Source organism: Thermobaculum terrenum ATCC BAA-798, assembly GCF_000025005.1.
GTDB classification, from domain to species: Bacteria; Chloroflexota; Chloroflexia; order Thermobaculales; family Thermobaculaceae; genus Thermobaculum; species Thermobaculum terrenum.
Genome location: NC_013525.1, coordinates 1,311,650 through 1,333,010 on the forward strand (window position 1 = coordinate 1,311,650; position 21,361 = coordinate 1,333,010).

18 protein-coding genes and 1 riboswitch are annotated in these 21,361 nt (G+C 46.2%); of the genes, 8 read left to right on the forward strand and 10 right to left on the reverse strand.

Features of this window, described 5'->3' with window-relative positions:
- Positions 1-26 precede the first annotated feature (26 nt).
- The 4 genes from TTER_RS06135 to TTER_RS06150 form a co-directional block, all read right to left on the reverse strand.
- A complete protein-coding gene (locus TTER_RS06135; RefSeq protein WP_083768812.1) occupies positions 27-1,880 on the reverse strand; it encodes a L,D-transpeptidase family protein in 1,854 nt (617 codons plus the stop codon).
- 110 nt (positions 1,881-1,990) lie between these two features.
- Entirely contained in the window at positions 1,991-2,662 is a 672-nt protein-coding gene (locus tag TTER_RS06140; RefSeq protein ID WP_012875151.1) for an alpha/beta hydrolase, read from the reverse strand.
- A gap of 13 nt (positions 2,663-2,675) precedes the next feature.
- The gene (locus tag TTER_RS06145) at positions 2,676-3,425 is read right to left on the reverse strand and encodes a TerC family protein (protein WP_012875152.1); all 750 of its coding nucleotides are present in this window, start codon (positions 3,423-3,425) and stop codon (positions 2,676-2,678) included.
- Between the two features lie 93 nt (positions 3,426-3,518).
- On the reverse strand, positions 3,519-4,493 hold the full coding sequence (locus TTER_RS06150; protein WP_012875153.1) for a CapA family protein: 975 nt from the start codon (positions 4,491-4,493) through the stop codon (positions 3,519-3,521).
- Positions 4,494-4,601: 108 nt separating this feature from the next.
- Here TTER_RS06150 and TTER_RS06155 point away from each other — a divergent pair, with 108 nt between their 5' ends.
- The gene (locus tag TTER_RS06155; RefSeq protein WP_012875154.1) at positions 4,602-4,988 is read left to right on the forward strand and encodes a hypothetical protein; all 387 of its coding nucleotides are present in this window, start codon (positions 4,602-4,604) and stop codon (positions 4,986-4,988) included.
- A gap of 54 nt (positions 4,989-5,042) precedes the next feature.
- Here TTER_RS06155 and TTER_RS06160 read toward each other — a convergent pair whose 3' ends face one another.
- The 3 genes from TTER_RS06160 to TTER_RS06170 are packed head-to-tail and all read right to left on the reverse strand — an operon-like array spanning position 5,043 to position 8,880.
- A complete protein-coding gene (locus TTER_RS06160; protein ID WP_012875155.1) occupies positions 5,043-6,254 on the reverse strand; it encodes a trans-sulfuration enzyme family protein in 1,212 nt (403 codons plus the stop codon).
- The gene (locus TTER_RS06165; RefSeq protein WP_012875156.1) at positions 6,248-7,282 is read right to left on the reverse strand and encodes a M42 family metallopeptidase; all 1,035 of its coding nucleotides are present in this window, start codon (positions 7,280-7,282) and stop codon (positions 6,248-6,250) included. The genes TTER_RS06160 and TTER_RS06165 overlap by 7 nt, the downstream gene beginning before the upstream one ends.
- A 14-nt stretch (positions 7,283-7,296) precedes the next feature.
- A complete protein-coding gene (locus TTER_RS06170; RefSeq protein ID WP_012875157.1) occupies positions 7,297-8,880 on the reverse strand; it encodes an amidohydrolase in 1,584 nt (527 codons plus the stop codon).
- Between the two features lie 193 nt (positions 8,881-9,073).
- Between TTER_RS06170 and TTER_RS06175 the strand changes: the two genes are divergently transcribed.
- Both TTER_RS06175 and clpB read left to right on the forward strand, forming a co-directional pair.
- Positions 9,074-9,379 carry a MerR family transcriptional regulator gene (locus tag TTER_RS06175; RefSeq protein ID WP_012875158.1) on the forward strand — a complete coding sequence of 102 codons (306 nt, stop codon included), beginning with the start codon at positions 9,074-9,076 and terminating at the stop codon, positions 9,377-9,379.
- Between the two features lie 24 nt (positions 9,380-9,403).
- The gene (clpB, locus tag TTER_RS06180) at positions 9,404-12,007 is read left to right on the forward strand and encodes an ATP-dependent chaperone ClpB (RefSeq protein WP_012875159.1); all 2,604 of its coding nucleotides are present in this window, start codon (positions 9,404-9,406) and stop codon (positions 12,005-12,007) included.
- Positions 12,008-12,043: 36 nt separating this feature from the next.
- Here the strand turns inward: clpB and TTER_RS06185 are convergent, their stop codons facing one another.
- Both TTER_RS06185 and TTER_RS06190 read right to left on the reverse strand, forming a co-directional pair.
- Complete coding sequence (locus TTER_RS06185; protein WP_012875160.1) at positions 12,044-13,342, reverse strand: MFS transporter; 1,299 nt, start codon at positions 13,340-13,342, stop codon at positions 12,044-12,046.
- Positions 13,343-13,382: 40 nt separating this feature from the next.
- On the reverse strand, positions 13,383-14,009 hold the full coding sequence (locus TTER_RS06190; protein ID WP_012875161.1) for a helix-turn-helix domain-containing protein: 627 nt from the start codon (positions 14,007-14,009) through the stop codon (positions 13,383-13,385).
- A 156-nt stretch (positions 14,010-14,165) separates the two neighbouring features.
- Here TTER_RS06190 and TTER_RS06195 point away from each other — a divergent pair, with 156 nt between their 5' ends.
- From TTER_RS06195 to thiE, 5 genes are all read left to right on the forward strand, one after another.
- Complete coding sequence (locus TTER_RS06195; RefSeq protein ID WP_012875162.1) at positions 14,166-14,936, forward strand: inositol monophosphatase family protein; 771 nt, start codon at positions 14,166-14,168, stop codon at positions 14,934-14,936.
- Positions 14,937-14,996: 60 nt separating this feature from the next.
- Positions 14,997-15,118, forward strand: a riboswitch (TPP riboswitch).
- A gap of 50 nt (positions 15,119-15,168) precedes the next feature.
- Positions 15,169-15,957: an ABC transporter ATP-binding protein gene (locus tag TTER_RS06200; RefSeq protein ID WP_012875163.1), complete on the forward strand. Its 789-nt coding sequence runs from the start codon at positions 15,169-15,171 to the stop codon at positions 15,955-15,957.
- A complete protein-coding gene (locus TTER_RS06205) occupies positions 15,923-16,702 on the forward strand; it encodes an ABC transporter permease (RefSeq protein WP_241215195.1) in 780 nt (259 codons plus the stop codon). Before TTER_RS06200 ends, TTER_RS06205 begins: the two co-directional genes overlap by 35 nt.
- An 8-nt stretch (positions 16,703-16,710) precedes the next feature.
- Positions 16,711-17,793, forward strand: coding sequence for an ABC transporter substrate-binding protein (locus TTER_RS06210; RefSeq protein ID WP_012875165.1), 1,083 nt, complete (start codon positions 16,711-16,713; stop codon positions 17,791-17,793).
- A gap of 148 nt (positions 17,794-17,941) precedes the next feature.
- Entirely contained in the window at positions 17,942-18,595 is a 654-nt protein-coding gene (gene thiE, locus TTER_RS06215; RefSeq protein WP_012875166.1) for a thiamine phosphate synthase, read from the forward strand.
- A 20-nt stretch (positions 18,596-18,615) separates the two neighbouring features.
- On the opposite strand, the gene acnA is transcribed toward thiE, so the two are convergent.
- A complete protein-coding gene (gene acnA / locus TTER_RS06220) occupies positions 18,616-21,360 on the reverse strand; it encodes an aconitate hydratase AcnA (protein WP_012875167.1) in 2,745 nt (914 codons plus the stop codon).
- Position 21,361 lies beyond the last annotated feature (1 nt).

Consider the following 21,361-nt stretch of genomic DNA (forward strand, 5'->3'; position numbering starts at 1 on the left):
GTTTTCTAAGGCTCCGACCAGTTATTCTATAACAGCCTTCTGAGGATTAACCCAACAACCAAAGCTATCAACAGCCCTCCAGTGGCTACAGCGGGCATGACTGGTAACCCAGACCCCGAAGATACTGTAGACGATGCCGGATCCGACCCACTATCGCTTGATTGTGGCGTTGGGATTACCTTAGAGGAATTACCATCCTGAGCCTCTGTACCGGCAGCAGAGCTGTTTCCACTCGACTTGCCATCATCAGGTATGATCTGTGTGGGTTCAGGCGAAGGCTTAGGACTCTCAGCGCTATTATTATCAGCGACATTATTATCTTTGCTTGGTCCTTTATTCGATGAAGAAGGGTTACCAGCAATATTCTTTGAACTAGAGGACTCGCTGACATTGGTCAACCTGATTATGGATCCATGACTACCCACAGCCCAAACAGTACCACTAGGTAAAGCATCCAGCTCATAGAACTTTTCATTCAGTGGTAGCTTTACCTTGTACCAGGATTTACCATCCCAGTGCAAGGCTACTCCTTTCTCGTCACCTACAGCCCAACCGTTATTGGAGCTCAGCATAACCACATCACTAAGTCTGTCTTTGGTAGGACTCGAAACTTGCTTCCACTGAAGTCCATTCCAATGGATTATCGTTCCACCGGAGCCCACCGCCCATGCATCGTCATCACTTAGAGTATCGACTCCATAAAACAGCTCCTTCACGGGCACATCAACGGCTTTCCAATCCCCATTGACAACACGTGCCACCATTGGAATTGTCTCTTTTGTAACCGTATCCCATCCTCCCCCAACTGCCCAGCCATTACCATTCGGGAGAATAGACACTGCCCTCAAAGTCTTCATGACGTCAGGCTCTACATCTACCTTCCATCCACGACCATTCCAGTGGAATATCTCTCCACCCCCTCCTACCATCCATGCATTATCTGGAGATATTATGTCCACATCGCTCATGTATGGTACCCTGGGAATTGGTCTATCTACCTTGGTCCATTTAGTGCCGTCATAGTGAAAACCACCCATATAGTTTTGTCCTACGGCCCATCCTTCATTAGGATTGTACATGTAGATGCTGTGTATCCAATAAGGTATGGTCTGTTCCAATGTCCACTTACTACCATCCCACTTCCATATATGGCTTCTCCAGCCGTACTTGTTAGTGCGAGGATTATAATAAGCATCTCCTGACACGGCCCAACCTAGATCATCGGATAGCATATCTATTGCGTAGAACTGCTCATTGGTAGGACTTTCCACAGTTTCCCAAGTTTTACCATTTACCACAGTCACTTTAGCCGGTTCGGGTGGTTTTACATCCTTGAAAGCCTCGGAAGCATCATCTACTATCCAGACCCTAGTCTTTCCAGGTATTACGTAATTCTTATAAAGATCCTGAATGTCGTTGGGTGGACCTGCAATACAACCGTGAGTACTCTCTCCACCAGGGACACCAAATCGCCATATCTTTAGCGTATAACCCTTGTAGGTGTGTATACCTATCCCGCCTCTATTTGGTATGGCTAACCTCATGAAATAAGGGGTGAGCACAACATCCCCTGTGTCAGAGAAATCATAACCACCTTGATTAGGTCTGTTAGATTTCTCTATAACCTTGAAATATCCACTGGGCGTTTCCAGACCCTTCTGTGTCCAAAGAGCTCCGGTAGCGACAGGGATTTCCTTTATGACATCCGACCAAAGCGGAGACTCAGGATTGCCTCTGGCTAGGTAGAGCCTTTGCCTATTCTTGACTATTACCAAGTAATATTCGTCCCCTGAAGCTTGGGAGGTATTTATGTAAGAAAGAATTAGTCCTGCGGATATAAGAAACGCAAGTATTACCCTAATAGTCCGAATGAACATCATCCCCCCTAACAACACTTAACCTAACGCCACATTCACCTCACAATTAGACAGTGTATCAGACTGTGGGTAGATTATCATAAGCTATATGATGTTAATGACTCACTCAATAACTAATCAGAGAAAGATGCACTTAAGTTACGAGCGATCCATGATTTCAAATCAGCTGCTTCTTCGTCTGATACATAGTGAGCTATGGGATACTCTTTGTAGGTAACGTCTGCACCATGCTCTTTAAGAACTATCGATGCTTGTCTTCCCAAATCTATGGGGATAACATCGTCGTACAGACCATGGGCAACAAAGCAATGTTTGCTAGCAAGTGAAGAATCTCCCATGTCATGTCCTGGTGTGACTACGTAACCGCTTAGCATAATTGCTCCTGCAGCAACACTTGGTTCCTGAAGCAGGATAGACCCAGCCATAACAGCTCCTTGGCTAAAACCAAGCAGGTAGATCTTACTTGGGTCTATGGGATACGATTGAGGTAATTGAGTTAGGAACTCCCTGAGCAGCCCTATAGACCTCATGAACGTCGTCTTTTCAGGAGTACCAACACTTATGAATTCATACCAATGATAGCCAAAGCCAAGTTCAAACGGAGCCCTGACAGAAATGTAAAATAGATCTTCTCCGAGCTCATGTGCCAGGCTAACCAGGTCTTCCTCATTGCTACCTCTACCGTGAAGCATAACAACACAGGGGTTTGGCCCTGAAGTACGTTTAGCTGGTCTTATTACTATATGGTGCAAAGCAAGGCTAGCAGCTTCATAAGACTGACTCATACTTAAGTACTCCTTAGTGTTTTACGCTGACGTGAGAATCAGCAGGTGGTTTGCCAGGCGAAGGGTCTTCCTCGTCGTGCTGTTGAGACTTGTGAGAATATAGCGTCGGGATATGGCCTCTCGAAATTGAGATAAGCACTACGAAAAGTATTACAGCGAAGGGAAATAGCTTGGATATATGAGGTATACCCCCTAGCAAATCATGCACTATGGGATCCTCTATAATCATCTGACCAGCAGTATAAGCAAGAATAACTGCCCCAAGCCAGACAAGCCATGGAAACCTGTCTACAAGTAGAGCAACCAAGCCAGCTCCCGTCATAAGTATGGGGATGCTCAGTGCGAGCCCAAAGATCAATAGCCCAATATGGCCATGAGATACTCCCCCTACAGCCAGTATGTTGTCCAGGCTCATTATCAGATCAGCTAGAATGATTATCCTCATGGCATCCAAGATTCCTCGGGCTGCCTCTACTTCGCCAACACCTTCGGACTCAGGAGACAAGAGATTAAAAGCTATCCATACAAGGATAGCACCGCCTACAGCCATCAGAAGACGAATATTGAGCAATACGGCGGCCAAGGCAGTAAATGTCATCCTAAGTACTATGGCAGCAGCTCCCCCAAGAACTATAGCTCTTCTTCTTTGCTTACCGTGGAGCTTTCGAGCAGCCATTCCAATGACAACTGCATTGTCTCCACTCAAAACCAAATCGATGACAACTATCCCTAATACCCTTCCTAACAGCTCAAGTAAATCCATTTAGCACAACTCCAGATATAACAAGTCACAACCTATTGTAATCCCCTAACCCGTAGAAGAACCATCACTCCTCTATGTTATGTAAAAACAACGCTATGCTTGGTACATCATGAACTCATCGTGTACCTCTAACTTGGTTCCTAACTCAGCAGATAGCTCTAACATCCTTTGCATTATCTGTTGGCACTCCTGGCCCCTAGCCCTCTGCACACGTGCAAAAGAAAGCTTAACTGGATAAAGGGTCAGGGATGAAAAGCTATAGCCATCAAACGAGCATTCGAATACAAAAGACCAATCATTGTGAAGAACGGGATCAACAGCATAATCATCAATAAAATCTCCTGTATCGTAGAGTATTGGCTTATGTTGATATATCTCTATACCTTGAAATATGTGAGCACTGTGGCCATAGAAAACATCAGCGCCCAATTCGATGACGCGGCGAGCAAACTGTTTAAATAGAGGTGAAGGACGCAATCTCATGTTGGGGCCCCAGTGGTCTGAGAATATCACTATATCAGCTCCTAGGTCTCGTGTCTGCTGGATGGTCCTCTCTACCTCAGTTAGAACAGATGGATCCAGAGATACTTCCAGATAGTTCGTTCCGGGTTTGTTTTCACCAGCAGCAAACGGGGGTTCGTTATCAGTGAAAGCTACTACACCTACTGTGAAGTTACCAGCCTTTACTAGGCAAGGCTTAGAAGCTTCATAAATATCTTTCCCAGCACCTACAGGACAAATACCGGCTCTAAGTAGATAATCGCGCGTATCAAGTAAGCCCTGTTCACAGAAATCTAGAGTATGGTTGTTAGCTAGAGAACATATATCTATGCGAGCAGCTTTCAGGATCTCTACGGCTCTAGGCTCAGCTCTGAAGTGGAATACCTTGGGAGTCTTCGTCCATGGAGTATTGTAATCAGTAATAGCACACTCAAGGTTGATAATACGCAGGTCTGCCAAACTCAACAACTCAAGAGTATCACCCCAGTGATCCTGAGGAGACATGTGTTTGGAAGCTTCATTCACCCCTCTTCCAAGCATTACATCTCCGAGAAAGCAAATCTTCATCGCTTGCCCTCTGCCTCCTAATCTCCTAACCACTTAGGCAGCAAACTCTATTCCTAGGAGATATTTTGGGGCTTGGCAAGAAGCGCTTACTTGTAGTAAATTGTAGGTATGCATCCAATACAAATAATCCTAATCATACTCACTATCATCTCGATCGGGTTGCTCCTGGCCAGTGTGATTGGACTAAGGTTTGTAGACAGGTCCCTGCGCGCCTACCTATACTGGGCAGGTATATCAGCTCTAATGGGCCTAATAGCACCCATAACCGCCATGATAAGGGGACTAGGTTTTGTACCTATGTTGGACGAGGGAGACTTCATTCCATTCGTCTATTTCGCAGGGCTATTTTTCCTCCCTGCAGCGTTCGTCCTCTTAATCATGGCTTGGCATGAAAATAATAGCCTAAGAACACCGCAGGAAATACCTGGACTCAGAACTAGGACAATCACTGGCGAGGATAGGCACTACGGTCGAGAAATTCGACCTGGGTCCTAATTATTAGGACTTATCTCCCTTGAGAGTAAAAATCTCAAGGGAGATATTGTCTCTTTAGATAGCATCAAGTGCATTAGCGATATCCGTCAATATATCATCTGTATCTTCTATACCGGCAGATATCCTCACTAACCCTGGAGTTATACCAGCAGCACGCCTGCTATCTTCGTTCATGGTAAGGTGAGAGCTAGTAGCAGGATGAAGGACTAAGGTAAAGACATCACCAAGGCTAGTCGCAGGCAGACATATCTTCAGAGCACGCATAAACCTATAAGCAGCCTCGACTGTGTCGTCTTTGAGGCTGAAGGACAACATAGCTCCGTATGTTCCATGGAACATATCAGAAGCGAGATCATGCTGTGGATGAGACTCAAGACCAGGGTAATTTACTGCAGATACTGCCGGATGGTCCTTTAGAAGTCGACTTATAGCCTGAGCATTTTCACATTGTTTTGCAAATCGCAGGCCTAGCGTCCTCATACCTCGCAGAGTAAGCCAAGCCTCAAAAGGTCCCATTACACCTCCACTATAGATGGCTACAGATTGCATCCGGCCACACACATCCCAAGCCCCCGCAGCACATCCTCCCACTACATCCCCATGACCACTAATATACTTGGTTGTAGAGTTCAGCGATATATCCGCTCCCATCTCGAGAGGTCTGGCCATAAGGGGAGTGCAGAAGGTATTATCCACAACGAGAAAAGACCTCACAGCATGGGCTATATCCGCTATAGCCCTGATATCCACTATCCGCAACAAAGGATTAGATACAGTTTCACAGAACACTACTAGCGGCTTCTGGGAGGTAATCACGCGTTCAGCATTCTCCAAATCAGTCAGATCTGTATAAATTACCTCAACACCCAAAGGTCTAATAACCTCATTCAGCAGGGAAACAGTGACGCCATACAGATCCTTACTAGCGACAATCTTAGTTCCAGGAGATACCCCAAGTGCAATCAGCGAAGCATGGATAGCAGCCATACCACTAGCAAAGACTACTGCATCTGTAGCTGCCTCTATATCAGCTATAGCTTTTCTTAGTTCAGATACCGTAGGGTTGCCATTACGGCTGTATACGTACCCCTCCTTTTCGCCAAGCAAGATAGATTTGAGATCTGCAGGGTCCTCAGAAACGTAGGTAACGCTAGAATAGATAGGCGGGACTACGGGCTTGACCTCACCCACCCGAGAGCTGCACGTACTCGAGTGGACCAGCTGAGTGTTAAATCCTAAAGGCTTACCGTCGGGTCTACTTACCATGACAAATTCACCTCATGAGCATGCTCCATGAATTTCGACAAGAGATCGATAGTGGCTTCGAGATCCGATATCCTGGCAGACTCATTAACAGTATGTATGTATCTTACCGGAATGGAGAGGGTTATCACTGGCACCCCAGCACGCGCTTGCTGGATAGCTCCAGCGTCCGTTCCTCCCCTAGGTAAAATTTCCATTTGATATGGAATATTGTACTTCTCCGCTACAGATCTGAACTGTGAAACTAGCCTAGGATCTGAAATCGAATCAGCGTCCATTATGCTAATAGCGGCTCCTTTGCCTAAAGATGTAACTTGCTGAGTTTTATCCATCCCAGGTATGTCTCCAGCTATAGTTACATCAATAGCAACGCCTATGCTTGGATTTATGCCATAAGCACTAGTACGGGCTCCCCGAAGCCCAACCTCTTCCTGTACCGATGCCACAGCATACACCTTGACGTTGGGAGAAGCCCTCTTGAGAGCCTCTAGCATTATGTAAACCCCAATACGGTCATCCAGGTATGCGCTAGCAAATGACCATTCATTGACGACTACTTCTCGACAAAGTGAAATAGGATCTCCTACCTGCACATTCGCTTTGACTTGGTCAGGCGGCATCATAAGATCTATAAAGAGCTCTTCGATCTTTACGGCTTTGTCTCGATCTTCTGGTCTACTGAGATGTATAGGCTTAGAAGAAGGAGATATCAACCCCACGTAATCATCCTTCCCATGGACTATTACCCTCTGCATCACGAGAGTCCTAGGATCGAATCCTCCCACCGACACAAAGCGTATAAAGCCGTCATCATCAATGTGGCTGACAAGAAATCCTATAGTATCCATGTGGGCAGAAAGCATTACACTGGGTTCTTCTCCGTGCTTTACCCCTATAACATTGCCCATGGCGTCGACGCTAACTTCGTCGACGAGAGGAGAGAGTTGATCTATGACATACTTTCTTATCCTTTCCTCTCTACCGGATACACCAGGAGTGGTAAGCAGATCACGCAAAAGAGACTCGTTCATCAAAAACCTCCAACTTAAGATGTATAGACTTCCTCCCCACCCACGTAGGTAGCGAGTACCTCCGTCTCCAGCAAAGCTTCGGGATCACAATGTAACGGATCACACGACACTACTGCAAAATCTGCAAGCATACCAACATCAATGACGCCCTTTATAGATTCCTCCCCAGAAGCGTAAGCAGCGCCGAGTGTATAGGCACGTAGAGCATCATAAGCCGATATCCTTTCCTCAGGATACCAACCATTTGGAGAATACTCATGCCTGCGCCTTGTAACGGCTGCATATATTCCAATAAAAGGATCTAGCGTCTCTACAGGGCAATCCGAGCCAAAGGCTAAGCTTGTTCCCTGAGCCAATAGACTATTCCACGCATAGGAATACCTCCCCCTGTCACCCAGCAGCTTGTCTACAGCCATCATATCAGAGATACAGTGAATGGGCTGCATAGAAGCTATTATCCCTAGCTGTGCAAGTCTAGGTAAGTCACTGGGATGGAGGTGCTGTACATGCTCTATCCTATTTCTGAAGCTTCTGAAATTCGTGTTAATTTCAAGATTGTATTCGAATGCATCTAGGACATTCCGATTAGCTCTATCTCCAATGGCATGTATGGCGCAAGCGATACCGTTATTGTTAGCCTTATATATACCTTCCTTCAGTTCCTCAAGACTCATTACTTCAATTCCAGTATTGCTGGGATCGTCTAGATAAGGCTCGAGCATCGCAGCAGTACGAGAGCCTAAAGCACCATCGGAGAAGAATTTGACAGGTCCTATCCTGAACCATTCATCACCTTGCCCAGTTCTAAGACCTTGCTCTATAGCAGTTTCTAAGTGATAAGCTGGTATAGTTTTATATACTCTAAACTCAATCCGCCTGTTGGAGGATAGCTGCTTATAAGCCTCTATAGCATCCACACCGTCAAAATCGTGTATAGAAGTGATCCCTCTGGATAACAGCTTGTAAGAGGCTTTCACTATAAGCTCAGGCAGCTCCCGAGAGTAATCCGGTAGAAGGTGATCTATCAGGTCTTGAGCATTCTCTAAAAGCCAACCAGTAGGTTCGCCTGATGCATCCCTAACTATTTCACCCCCCTGAGGCGCAGAAGTATCTCTAGATATTCCTGCACGCTCTAACACAAGAGTATTGACCCATACAGAGTGGAAATCCCTACTAAAGAGTGCTACTAAGTGGTCAGGAGCTACATTATCAAGATCTTGCTTAGTGGGTGGTCTATTGACATCATGCCAGTTATTTATTGTCCAACCACTCCCAAGCAACCAAGAACCTGCTGGGAGAGATGAAGCTCTCTGTGCTACCTTATGTAGAGTATATTGTAGCGAATTAACTTCAGAAAGATCAAGCCAGTCCTGTTTTTTCGAGAATTCAGCAAAATGAATGTGACTATCCGTTAGGCCAGGTATTACGTAGTATCCAAATAGATCGATCCTCTGGAAACCATTACCAAGTATGCTCTCACAATCATCTCGAGAGCCCAGAGCTACTATCCTGCCATCCTGAACAGCTAAAGCCTCAACAACTTCCTCTTGGGATCTGAGTGTTAGGAAGCGAGCATTGTAGAAGAGCTTCTTACTCATACACATACCTCAAATTAAATCACCTAGGCATTCTATATCCCCGTTTATCGCAGTGTAAAGCGATCAATGTCTGAGATATTTAGGTAAAATTATGAACAGTAAACGTCATGCAAGTTTCGTAATAATATAACCCATGCTTACCAACGATATATATAAAACTTGACAAAAATTATTAGATTTAGTAGGATGAGGTATGAGAAAGGATAGCAATCAGAACTATCACGAGGACAGAAAATTCCCAAAGTACTCCATAAGTGTAGTTTCCATCATGACAGGAGTACCTACACATACTTTGAGGCAATACGAGGAATACGGGTTAATTAGTCCAGCTAGGACTGAGGGGCAGACCAGAAGGTACTCTGACGAAGATGTGGAACTGATTATAGAGATAGCCCTGTTAGCCAAAAAGGGCATTAACTATGCCGGTATTAAGGAGGTATTGAGATTACGCAAGTCCTGGCCACTCTCGCATCGTGTGCCAGGTGAAGAGGAAGAATAAGAGTAATCCACTGAGGTGAAAGAGATGAATGTAGAAGGTTGGACTGAAAAAGCCAGAGAGGCGCTTATCCAGGCTCAAAGAGAGGCTGAAAACAGGAGCCATAGCCAGATACAACCTGAACACCTGCTTTATGCTTTGCTCACTCAGGAAAATGGCATCGTACCTGCCGTAATAAGGTCTGCTGGTTCTTCACCTGAGGATGTGGTACGAGTGCTTGAGGCCGAACTTAGTAGGCTACCTCGAGTGAGCGGTACGGGTGTGCAGGTTTATCTTTCACCTGTGCTATCAAGGATCATATCCAACGCTGAGCGAGAAGCTCAGCAGATGCAGGATGAGTATCTGAGCACAGAGCATCTGTTGCTGGCTCTGTGTGAAGACATGGGCACGGCAGGGAGAATACTAAGAAGCAGGGGCCTTGACAGGAACACTGTACTGCAAGCGCTGTCCAAGGTTAGGGGTAGCCAGAAGGTTACAGATCCTAACCCCGAGGAGAAATACCAGGCTCTTGAGAAGTACGGACGCGACCTCACGGCTTTGGCTGAGCAAGGCAAGCTAGACCCAGTGATAGGTCGAGACGAAGAGATTCGGCGCGTTATTCAGGTGCTATCCAGACGCACGAAAAACAACCCAGTACTTATAGGCGAGCCTGGGGTAGGCAAGACAGCCATAGTCGAGGGATTAGCCCAGAGAATAGTACGTGGAGATGTGCCAGAGAGTCTCAAAAACTGCCGAATAATCCAGCTGGATCTAGCTGGCATGGTGGCAGGCACAAAGTTTCGTGGTGAATTTGAGGAAAGACTGAAGGCTGTGCTTAAAGAGGTAACCAGCAGCGAAGGCAAAATCATCCTGTTTATAGATGAGCTACATACTGTGGTGGGTGCAGGTGCTGCTGAGGGCGCCATAGATGCAGGGAACATACTCAAGCCCATGCTAGCTAGGGGCGAGATCAGAGTTATAGGTGCCACTACTCTGGATGAGTACCGCAAGTACATAGAGAAGGACGCTGCCCTGGAGAGAAGGTTCCAGCCGGTTTATGTTGACGAGCCCTCTGTTGAGGATACTATTAGCATCCTCCGAGGACTAAGAGAGAGGTATGAAGTTCACCACGGTGTGAGGATCAGAGACAGCGCTTTGGTAGCAGCAGCTGTACTCTCCCATAGATATATATCGGATCGCTTCCTCCCAGACAAAGCTATAGATCTAGTGGATGAAGCGGCCTCTAAGATAAGGATGGAGATAGACTCCATGCCGGTGGAGCTCGATGAGCTTGAGCGTCGGATCTTGCAGCTAGAGATAGAGCGGGAGGCTCTCAAGAAGGAGACGGATGAAGCTTCCAAAGAGAGGCTAGCTAATCTTGAGAAGGAATTGGCTGATCTAAAGGAAAAGAGAGAAGCCCTGCGCATGCAATGGGAAAGGGAGAAGTCCCTGCTACAGGAAATAAACTCCGTAAAGGAGAGTATAGATAGAGTCAAGCATGAGATAGAACAGGCAGAGAGAAATTACGACTATAACCGTGCTGCTCAGCTCAAATACTCTGACCTGACTAATCTGGAGAGGAGGCTCAAAGAGTTAGAGGAGCAACTTGCAAGGACCTCCGAAAACCGAATGGTGCAAGAGGAGGTGACTGAAGAGGATATAGCAGAAGTAGTTAGCCGCTGGACAGGTATACCCGTTAGCAAGCTACTATCCGGCGAGGTGGAGAAGCTCATCCACATGGAAGAGTATCTCAGACAAAGAGTCGTCGGGCAGGATGAGGCTATATCCGCAGTGGCTAACGCCATACGAGCCGCGAGAGCCGGGTTGCAGGACCCCAATCGCCCTATAGGCTCCTTCCTATTCCTGGGACCTACAGGAGTAGGTAAGACCGAAACTGCCAGAGCTCTAGCTGAGTTTCTGTTCGACGACGAGCGGGCGATGGTCCGAATAGATATGAGTGAGTACGGAGAGAAGCATTCAGTAGCTAGATTGATAGGAGCTCCACCAGGATATGTTGGTTACGAAGAGGCTGGGCAGTTGACCGAAGCAGTGAGAAGAAGACCTTACAGCGTGATACTATTCGATGAGGTGGAGAAGGCACATCCTGAAGTCCTGAACATACTTCTGCAAGTACTGGACGATGGTAGACTCACTGATGGGCAAGGGAGAACTGTAGACTTCAGAAACACCATAATAATCATGACCTCGAACCTTGGTAGCCAATGGATCATGGAACCCGGCTTGAGCTGGGATGAGGTTAGAAGCAGAGTAATGGACGCGGTAAGAGCACACTTCAGGCCAGAGTTGATCAATAGAATAGATGAGATAGTCATATTCAAGCCTCTAGGAGTCGAGCAGATCGAGCAGATAGTAGAGCTGCAGCTGAATAGCCTGAGAGAGAGGCTTAGAGACAGACATATGTCTATAGAGCTAACACCAAGTGCTAAGGAACATCTAGCGCTAGCTGGATATGACCCGGTGTATGGCGCACGACCCCTAAAGAGGGTTATACAGAAGGAAGTCGTTCAGCCACTGGCCATGCGGATCTTGCAGGGCGAGTTCAAAGATGGAGATACTATCATAGTAGATTATGTGAACGGGCAGATTCAGTTCAGAGCAAAAGCTAGAGAGCCAGAAGCAGCCGAAGTATAGACAAGTATAAAAATCCTATATTTTGGGTTGTGCCCGTTACTGCATATTTGCAGTAACGGGCACATATTTTTCTCCCATCCAAGCTCTTATACCATCATCTACCTTACGCAGGATCAGGTAGCTAATCAAGACCATTATCAGTAAGCTAGCGACTGCCAATGGCCTCCCCAGTCCTAAGGTATCTACTATTAGTCCCCAAAGCAATGGTCCAACTATGGCTGAAAAACGACCTGCCATACTATACAGCCCGTAAAGCTGCCCCAGGTAGTCACGCGGCGATAGCCTTATCATCAGAGGCCGATCAGAACTCCATGTCCCCCCTAAGGCTATCCCTGCTAGACAACCTATTACCCAAAAGAATTGCGAGCTCAAGTGTAAGGCTGGAACAGCTATGCCCGAAGCAAGCACTATCATCCAAAGGATCAGGACCATGTCTAATGTCCTTTTGGGGCCCACACGATCAACTACTACACCCCAGACAATGCCCCCAAATATCGCAGCTATGATGCTGACAAATGCTATCTTCTCAGCATCCGTCCTGCTTAGTCCGATCTCCTCAGTCATATAGATAGCCATAACTAATATGAGCGTATTAGCCGCATCTGTATAAAAAACCCTGCCTAAGAGGAATCTGCCAAGTCCCTCGCAACGCCTCATAATCCCCCATGTATTTCTAAGATTGCGCAGTACTTCTGCTGCAGCAGCAGCTGGGGACACTACGAATACATGCCTTTCTTTCTCTCTTACCAGGAAAAAACAAGGCAAAGAAAACAATAAGAAGGATAAAGCTATACCCTTGAAGACCAAACTGTACCTATCAGTTGATGTGCTGTCGCCTAGTACTAAGCTACCAATTAGTAGACCAACTAGAGATCCACAGTACCCTAATCCAACACCGATGCCTCCAATGAGTCCTCGGTTTTTCTCGGTGCTAACATCTGCTAACAAGGCATCGTAGAATATCAGCCCTACCTGGTAGAAGTAGTTAGCAATGGCAACTAGTACTAGGGATAGCAGGAGTCCACCACTTCCCAGGAAAAATGTAAGTCCTATACATATCAAGGTAGTAATTACGAGGAAGGGTATTCTACGAGGAGCTTGGTCTGATATGGCACCGAGAACTGGAGCCGTAATGAATACCAGCAAGTAAGACACGGCTAGAGCGTTGGTAAAAATTTGGTCCGATCCTCCAACAGCCTTGAGCCACAGAGGAAAATAAAAACTGAGTACAGCAAAGCTGAATATAGTATTTGCAAGATCATAGAGCACCCAACTTGCAGGGCTAAGCAGGGACTTGATCGAATATGGAATCCCTCTTACAGGGTTGGTAGGCATGCATTTTCCTCAACTTTTTAGCCTTATGATCAGCTAAAAGCTACTGAAATGCAACTCTCCTCTTCCTACGTCCGAAGAGCTTTCCCCCTGTCCACCCCAGTACGAATCCAGCTACTATAGAGACAATCAAGAAAGCAACATAGAGTACTAAACCGTTCGGGATAAAATCTCTTGCTGTTGGGTAAATATCGTAGCGCAACTTAGAGTAGATGCTTGGGAAGAAATTATACGATACTACTAAGAGTAAAAAGCTAACTATTCCAAATACTAAGCTAGCTAACGCCCCAGCATTCGCAGCTAGAGCTCCAATGCGAGAAGCCAACGCACCGCATACTATAAGCCCAACTGCAATCACTGCTAAGGCGATTTCAGCATATAGATAGTAGTTATTAGGATCTACATAGGACACAGCTGTCTGAATTATGAAAAAGATTAGTCCGAAGATAGTACCTATAGGCAAGCTACTAGCAGGTCGGGTAGTAGGTGTAGCAGAGCGTGTGCGTGCTGACGAACCAGCTCGAGAACCTCTTAGTATCCTCCTAACTTCGTCGCTCGTGATCTTGATATTCTCCCCTTGGAGGTAAATGGCTATTTGACTGGGAGTCCAACCAGGATGCTTAGATGCAAGCTCACGAACCCTGGTCTCAACGTCGACCCGCTTACTCATGGAAGGCTTCACTCCTGAAACATCTTGTTTCTAGCTAGATCAATCATATATGCAGTAACGTGTATCCGCAAATACAACACCAGGGAATCGCAAGCCCAATTGATTGTACTAAAATGCCTAAGGAAACCAATCATCTGATCAATTGGAGAAAAGAGAGTGCAAAAAGAGCTGGAAGTAGCTATTGAGGCCGCTTACAAGGCCGGAAAAGTCCTGAGAAGTATGTTTGAGAAAGGTGTACAAGTTCATTATAAAGGTCGAGTGGATTTAGTAACAACCGCGGATTTTGAATCTGAAAAGACGATTATAGAAACCATACACAAAGCATTTCCCAATCATGGTATATATGCTGAAGAGAGTGGCATCAAGGAGGGCACTCAGCCTCTCAGATGGATAATCGACCCCTTGGATGGCACTACAAACTTCGCGCACAACTTTCCTCTATTTGCAGTGTCTATAGCCCTTGAGCATGAGGAAGAGATGATACTCGGAGTGGTTTACAACCCCATATCGGATGAGATGTTCACGGCAGCCAGGGGCGAAGGATCTCGAAAGAACGACAAACCTATACAAGTCTCAGATACTGAGGATTTGATACATTCCCTTGTGGTCACAGGATTTCCATATGACAGGTCCGAGGTCTCGAGCATCATAGAGCTGTGGACTTACTTCACATTGCATGCTCAAGGAGTGCGAAGGCTAGGATCTGCCTCGCTAGACCTGTGCTATGTAGCAACAGGGCAGATGGATGCCTACTACGAGAGATATGTTTTTCCTTGGGATATAGCCGCAGGAGCTATCATAGTTCAGGAGGCTGGAGGTAAGGTAACTGACTTCTATGGTGGTAAGTTCACTAGCTATAAGAACGAAATAGTTGCCTCTAACGGCAAACTACATGAGGCTATGATAAATGTTACCAGTAGAGTCTAGATTGCCAACTTCTAGATTGACAAAGGTTATCAGCGTTGCTATAGTCTGGTGGCAAGTGAATATTGAGGATACGGGAGCTCGGGTCAGCCGGGCTGAGAGGGTGGACAATCCCCAGGGAGCTCCACCGACCGTTGGAACCTGAACCGGGTAATGCTGGCGCAGGGAATCATACAGATCTCTTTGGCCGTCGGCTTCTACCCGACGGCTTTTTTTGTTTGGGAGTGATCAGGACATGTCAACAGAGGATAATATCGCTATCGAAATAATTGGGGTATCCAAAGTATTTGGCGAGGGCGCTACGGCTACAAAAGCCTTGGATAGCGTCTATCTTACAGTATATGATCGAGAATTTGTATCCCTAATAGGCCCTAGTGGCTGTGGCAAAACAACATTACTGAACATCGTAGCAGGGGTGGAAGAGCCGACACAGGGTAGGGTTCTCGTCGGTAGTTCGTCCCATAGACTAGGGCATGTTAGTTATATGCCCCAGAAGGACTTGTTATTACCGTGGCGTACTGCTCTCGACAACTCAATACTAGGATTAGAACTCAAGGGTGTTGATAAGAAAACTGCCAGGCGTAGAGCCCAAGAACTATTTCGACTAGCGGGACTAGAGGGCTTTGAGGACGTACTTCCTTCCAAACTATCTGGAGGCATGCGCCAGAGAGTAGCCTTTATCAGAACTATTTGCTGTGAAGGTCGGGCTATGCTGCTGGATGAACCCTTTGCCTCCCTGGATGCACTAACCAGAGTAGATATGCAGAACTGGCTAATGCGAGTATGGGATGAAATCAAGATACCTACACTACTGGTTACACATGATATCGAAGAGGCCATATGGCTTTCCGACCGAGTTGTAGTATTTACCCCAAGACCTGGGCGAATTTTGGAAGTGTTAGATGTCCCTTTCGGCCGTCCCCGAACCTTGGAAATGAAGCTCACTGAAGAATTTTTGGCAATAAAACGGGAGATTATGGAGAGCTTAGGTGAAGGAAGTAAAGTCAAAGCACAAGTCAACTAGTGAATTGTTGCTTCCAATACTATTCATAATACTAATGCTCCTCGTCTGGGAAGTTTACGTTAGAGCTGCAGGAGTTGACCAAACAGTATTGCCATCTCCTTCAAGAATAGTTGCCGCCCTATGGTATGCAAGAAGCGATCTGCTGAACAATACCCTCTATACGTTGCTAGAAACCGCCATAGGCTTGACCATCTCGATCATAGTAGGATCGTTCCTAGCCATCTTGATAGATATATCTAAACTCGTAGATCGAACTCTGTATCCAGTACTGGTAGTGTCCCAGACCATCCCAATGGTTGCTCTTGCTCCATTACTTGTACTATGGTTCGGCTTTGGACTGGCTCCGAAAGTCATAGTCGTAGTGCTGGTGACATTCTTTCCGATAGTAGTCGCCATGGTAGATGGGCTTCGCAGTACTGACCGTGAGCTTATAAAGCTGCTGAAGACTATGGGTGCTAATAGGCTACAAACATTGACCAAGGTTCAGTTACCTGCTTCCCTCCCCTACCTGTTTTCAGGGATAAAAGTCGGCGTCACTTACGGAGTGATAGGAGCGATATTTGGAGAATACGTTGGAGCTTACCAAGGGTTGGGCATACTCATACAAACAGCCAAGAACTCCTTTAGAACAGATCTAGTCTTCGCTGCGATATGTGTTACTGCATTGCTTAGCATAGGACTATTCTGGCTGACGAATCTAGTCGAGCGCAAACTAATACCGTGGCATGCAAAAGCTACTTCATAGGAGGTTGTATGTTCAGTAAGAGTAAAACATATCTTATCCTAATTGTCTTGATGTTACTCACAGTGTCATGCGGTAGTCAGGCCACTCAAGCAACTCCGAGTGTCGTAAGAAGCGTATTCACAACAACGCCAAGCTCAAGCGAAGGAAGCAATAAGAAATTACAGACCGTAACACTGGCACTCGATTGGACACCAAATACAAACCACACAGGCATATATGTGGCTTTGCAGAAGGGGTGGTACAGAGAAAACGGGATCAATCTCAAGATACTCCCTTACTCCGAAACAGATACTAATCAGTTAGTTTCTCAAGGGAAAGCAGATTTCGGTATCAGTTTCGAAGAAGGGGTAGTAACTTCCAGAGCAGCAGGATTAGACGTTATATCTGTCGCTGCGATTATCCAACATAACACTTCTGCCTTAGTTACTTTGAAAGAATCTGGTATTAACAGGCCAAGAATGCTCGACGGTAAAAGATATGCGGGCTTTGGCTCTCCTTTTGAAAAGCCAGTTATATCAGAAGTAATAAAGTGTGATGGTGGAAAGGGAGATTTCAAGACGGTAACCACCAATGTGTTTGGATACGAGGCTCTAAAAGCTAAGAGAGCTGACTTCGTATGGATATTCATGGGATGGGAGGGCATTCAGGCAAAGAGAGAAGGGCTTAAACTAAACGTATTCTACATTAAGGACTATTGTGTACCCGACTACTATACACCAGTTATAATTACCAGCCGAAAGTTCTTGGACAGATCTCACGACTTAGCTAAGAGATTCATGGAGGCTACGGCCAGAGGCTATGAATATGCTATAAAGCACCCTGATGATTCTGCAAAGATACTGATACAAGCAGCACCCAAGGGTACGTTCCCAGACCCAGGACTGGTTGTAGAAAGTCAGAGATGGCTGAGTCCCAGATACAAAGCGGAAAAGAAGCATTGGGGTGTACAGGATCTGAGAGTATGGACAAACTACCCACGCTTCATGTACAAAACGGGCAATCTACTAGGTCCTGACAATAAACCGCTCAAGCAAGAGCCTGACTACAAATCCTACTTCACGAACGAGCTGTTACCTTATGGTAATAGCTAGGATCCTCAGATCTTGCTATAGCTAGGGTTTATATATAGCTTCGTTACTAGAGACTAGTTTTATGCTATATTGCTGGCAGCATTAGTGCTGTACTTAGTATAGTTTTTATTCCGCGCCAGGTGTTACTTGTTTACTGGAGGTGAAGTTAATGCCTACCAAGGCACTAAATTTTAGCCTTTACGTGATAACAGACCCTGATCTATCAGGGGGCAGAATGCACACGGAGGTAGCAAAGCTCGCGTTAGAGGGTGGAGCTAATGTTATCGAATTTAGAGACAAAAGAGCTACTGTTCGAAGGCAATATGAAGTCGCTAAACAGCTGAGGGAACTTACTAAGCAATATAACGCATACCTGATAATAAATGACCGCCCAGATATAGCCATGGCTGTAGAAGCAGATGGAGTTCACCTGGGTCCAGAAGACTTGCCTATAGAGGTCGTAAGAAAGCTGGTAGGTGATACCATGCTAATAGCAGCCAGTGCTTACGATCCCCAGGAAGCTCTAGAAGCCCAAGAAGCAGGTGCTGACTTTATAGTCGCTAGACCTTTATTCAGGACAAGGTGGGCAATCGATAAGGGCCCATCTATGGGAATAGATGGCCTTCGACGGCTCACACAGACGGTAAATATTCCGGTTGTACCTGTCGGTGGTATAAGGGTGGATAACCTAAAGGATGTTATGTCTACTGGAGTCCTATGCCCTGGAGTTACAACGGCTATAGTAGGGGCAGATGACCCAAAGAGCGCTGCGCAAGAGATAAGAAAACTTGTCGACTCTCTAAGAGTAGCTGCCTCTAGCTAGAGGCAGCTACTCTATGTGACTTAATCTTTTTTGATCAAGGATCTTAGGACATACTGCAACACTCCCCCGTGCTTGTAGTATTCAAGCTCTTTCGGAGTATCAATTCGCGCCAGGGCCTCAAATTCCACTTGGGATCCATCTTCACGCACAGCTACAACTGATACCTTGGATCTCGGTTTCTCTATATGTGTTATTCCAGATATATGATAGAGCTCTTTGCCACTCAATCCTAGGCTCTGGGCATTTTGTCCATTTAGGAACTGTAGAGGGAGCACACCCATGCCTATGAGGTTACTCCGGTGTATCCTCTCGAAGCTCTCTGCTATCACGGCCTTTACTCCAAGAAGATTCGGCCCCTTAGCTGCCCAATCCCGGGAGCTCCCAGTTCCATACTCTTTACCAGCTATTACTATCAAAGGCACACCTTCGTCCTTATATCTCATTGCGGCTTCGTAAATGCTTGTTACTTCACCTGAAGGGATATGTATGGTCCAGTTACCTTCCCTGTCAGGGACCAACATGTTCCGCAGGCGTATGTTGCCAAATGTCCCCCTCATCATTACCTCATGATTGCCTCTACGAGAGCCAAAGCTGTTGAACTGTACAGGAGGTACCCCCTTCTCCATTAGATATTGGCCTGCGGGACTATTTCTGGGAATAGATCCTGCTGGCGAAATATGGTCGGTAGTGACACTATCGCCAAGCAAGGCAAGGACCCTTGCTCCGTGTATATCCTGAAGAGGTTCCGGATCAATCGACATACCATCAAAGTATGGTGGCTCTTGAACATAAGTAGAATCAGGATCCCAACTATAAAGTTCTCCTTGAGGCACGGGAAGATTGCGCCAATGATCATCTCCGGAGAACACGTTTGAGTAGATTTTCCGGAAAGAGTCTCCACTTACAGACTTTTCAAGTACTTCATTGAGCTCCTCTTGTGTAGGCCATATGTCATGCAGGAATACTGGTTGGCCGTTAGGATCGTAGGCTACAGGATCTTTGGTAAGGTCCAAATCGACAGTCCCGGCTAGAGCATAAACCACCACTAACGGAGGGGAAGCCAAATATGCTGCTCTAACTAACGGATTTATCCTGCCCTCAAAATTCCTGTTACCACTGAGAACCGCGGCTACTACCAGTTCATTCTCCTGAACCGCCTCGGCAACTGGTCCTAATATTGCACCACTATTGCCTATACAGGTTGTGCATCCATAACCAACTAGGTGAAAACGTAAAGCCTCAAGGAATGGAAGAAGCCCTGATCGCTCAAGATAATCAGTAACCACTTGAGAGCCAGGTGCAAGGCTTGTCTTTACCCAAGGTTTGCTAAGGAGCCCACGTTCTACAGCCTTCTTGGCCACTAGCCCTGCAGCGAGCATAACAGATGGGTTAGAAGTATTGGTGCAGCTGGTGATAGCAGCTATCACTACTGATCCATCTGAAACTTCACCATGCTGGCCGTCCAGCCTCACATCAACTACTCGCTTGGCTTCAAGTGTTGCAGTTCCCGAAGAAGTACTAACGGCACCACTAGGTTGCTCATTATGAGCACGTATCAGGGAGCCAAAGGTATCATAGAAAGACCTCCTTACATCCTGAAGCGCCACTCTGTCCTGAGGTCTCCTTGGCCCGGCCATGCTTGGCTCGACAGTAGATAGATCTAACTCTATCACATCGCTATAGATAGCCTCTGGTGAGTCGGAGTACCTGAATATCCCCTGAAGCTTGGCATAGTGTTCTACTAGATTAACCAGTTCATCAGACCTACCTGTCATCCTGAGATATCGAAGTGTCTCGTCGTCTATAGGCCAAATAGCGGCTGTAGCTCCATACTCGGGACACATATTCGATATCGTAGCTCTATCAGCAACGCTAAGCTTATCAAGGCCAGGGCCAAAGAACTCTACAAATTTATCTACTACGCCTCTTTGCCTGAGTATCTGGGTGATAGTCAAAACCAGGTCGGTGGCTGTGGTACCACTTTTCATCTCGCCGATTATTTTGAAACCTATAACCTCGGGGCAGACTATATACATAGGTTGCCCCAGCTGTACTGCCTCGGCTTCAATACCACCTACGCCCCATCCAAGAACGCTAAGTCCATTAACCATGGTGGTATGAGAATCAGTCCCTACAAGGGTATCTGGATAAGCTATCTGTTTGTTGCCATGCGTAGATACTTGCACCACTTTAGCAAGGTATTCAAGGTTAACCTGATGAACAATACCAGTACCGGGGGGAACAACCCTGAAATTATCAAAAGCTTGTTGAGCCCATCTCAACAATGCATATCTTTCCCCGTTGCGCTGGTACTCTAGCTCAACGTTCTGATAGAAAGACATCCTAGTACCAAAGAAATCCACTTGTACAGAATGGTCTATGACAAGGTCAGTAGGTACCAAAGGATTGATCTTCTTAGGATCTTTACCCATACGCGCTGCAGCCGATCTCATAGCTGCAAGATCGACCACCACAGGTACTCCAGTAAAATCTTGTAGCAGTACCCTAGCAGGCATCCATGGAAATTCATATTTACCAGCATCTTGAGGGGACCATCTTGCTAAGCGATCTATTTCGCTCTGGCTCTCCTGAGAGGAAGTACGTAAAAGATTTTCAAGAAATAGCTTTATGGTTAAGGGTAATTTATCTATTGATGTATACCCCTGAGATGCTAGCTTCTCTAGGCTATAGTACGAATAGGAAGCCCCGTCGGGCGTCGAAAAGCTATCTAAGGAGCCTAGACCGTCATTGCTTGCTCTTTCCATA

Excerpts from the sequence above, each read along its gene's own strand:
- TTER_RS06135 (WP_083768812.1), bottom strand. The coding sequence starts at position 1,880 with ATGATGTTCATTCGGACTATTAGGGTAATACTTGCGTTTCTTATATCC.
- TTER_RS06140 (WP_012875151.1), bottom strand. The coding sequence starts at position 2,662 with ATGAGTCAGTCTTATGAAGCTGCTAGCCTTGCTTTGCACCATATAGTA.
- TTER_RS06145 (WP_012875152.1), bottom strand. The coding sequence starts at position 3,425 with ATGGATTTACTTGAGCTGTTAGGAAGGGTATTAGGGATAGTTGTCATC.
- TTER_RS06150 (WP_012875153.1), bottom strand. The coding sequence starts at position 4,493 with ATGAAGATTTGCTTTCTCGGAGATGTAATGCTTGGAAGAGGGGTGAAT.
- TTER_RS06155 (WP_012875154.1), top strand. The coding sequence starts at position 4,602 with ATGCATCCAATACAAATAATCCTAATCATACTCACTATCATCTCGATC.
- TTER_RS06160 (WP_012875155.1), bottom strand. The coding sequence starts at position 6,254 with ATGGTAAGTAGACCCGACGGTAAGCCTTTAGGATTTAACACTCAGCTG.
- TTER_RS06165 (WP_012875156.1), bottom strand. The coding sequence starts at position 7,282 with ATGAACGAGTCTCTTTTGCGTGATCTGCTTACCACTCCTGGTGTATCC.
- TTER_RS06170 (WP_012875157.1), bottom strand. The coding sequence starts at position 8,880 with ATGAGTAAGAAGCTCTTCTACAATGCTCGCTTCCTAACACTCAGATCC.
- TTER_RS06175 (WP_012875158.1), top strand. The coding sequence starts at position 9,074 with ATGAGAAAGGATAGCAATCAGAACTATCACGAGGACAGAAAATTCCCA.
- clpB (WP_012875159.1), top strand. The coding sequence starts at position 9,404 with ATGAATGTAGAAGGTTGGACTGAAAAAGCCAGAGAGGCGCTTATCCAG.
- TTER_RS06185 (WP_012875160.1), bottom strand. The coding sequence starts at position 13,342 with ATGCCTACCAACCCTGTAAGAGGGATTCCATATTCGATCAAGTCCCTG.
- TTER_RS06190 (WP_012875161.1), bottom strand. The coding sequence starts at position 14,009 with ATGAGTAAGCGGGTCGACGTTGAGACCAGGGTTCGTGAGCTTGCATCT.
- TTER_RS06200 (WP_012875163.1), top strand. The coding sequence starts at position 15,169 with ATGTCAACAGAGGATAATATCGCTATCGAAATAATTGGGGTATCCAAA.
- TTER_RS06210 (WP_012875165.1), top strand. The coding sequence starts at position 16,711 with ATGTTCAGTAAGAGTAAAACATATCTTATCCTAATTGTCTTGATGTTA.
- thiE (WP_012875166.1), top strand. The coding sequence starts at position 17,942 with ATGCCTACCAAGGCACTAAATTTTAGCCTTTACGTGATAACAGACCCT.
- acnA (WP_012875167.1), bottom strand. The coding sequence starts at position 21,360 with ATGGAAAGAGCAAGCAATGACGGTCTAGGCTCCTTAGATAGCTTTTCG.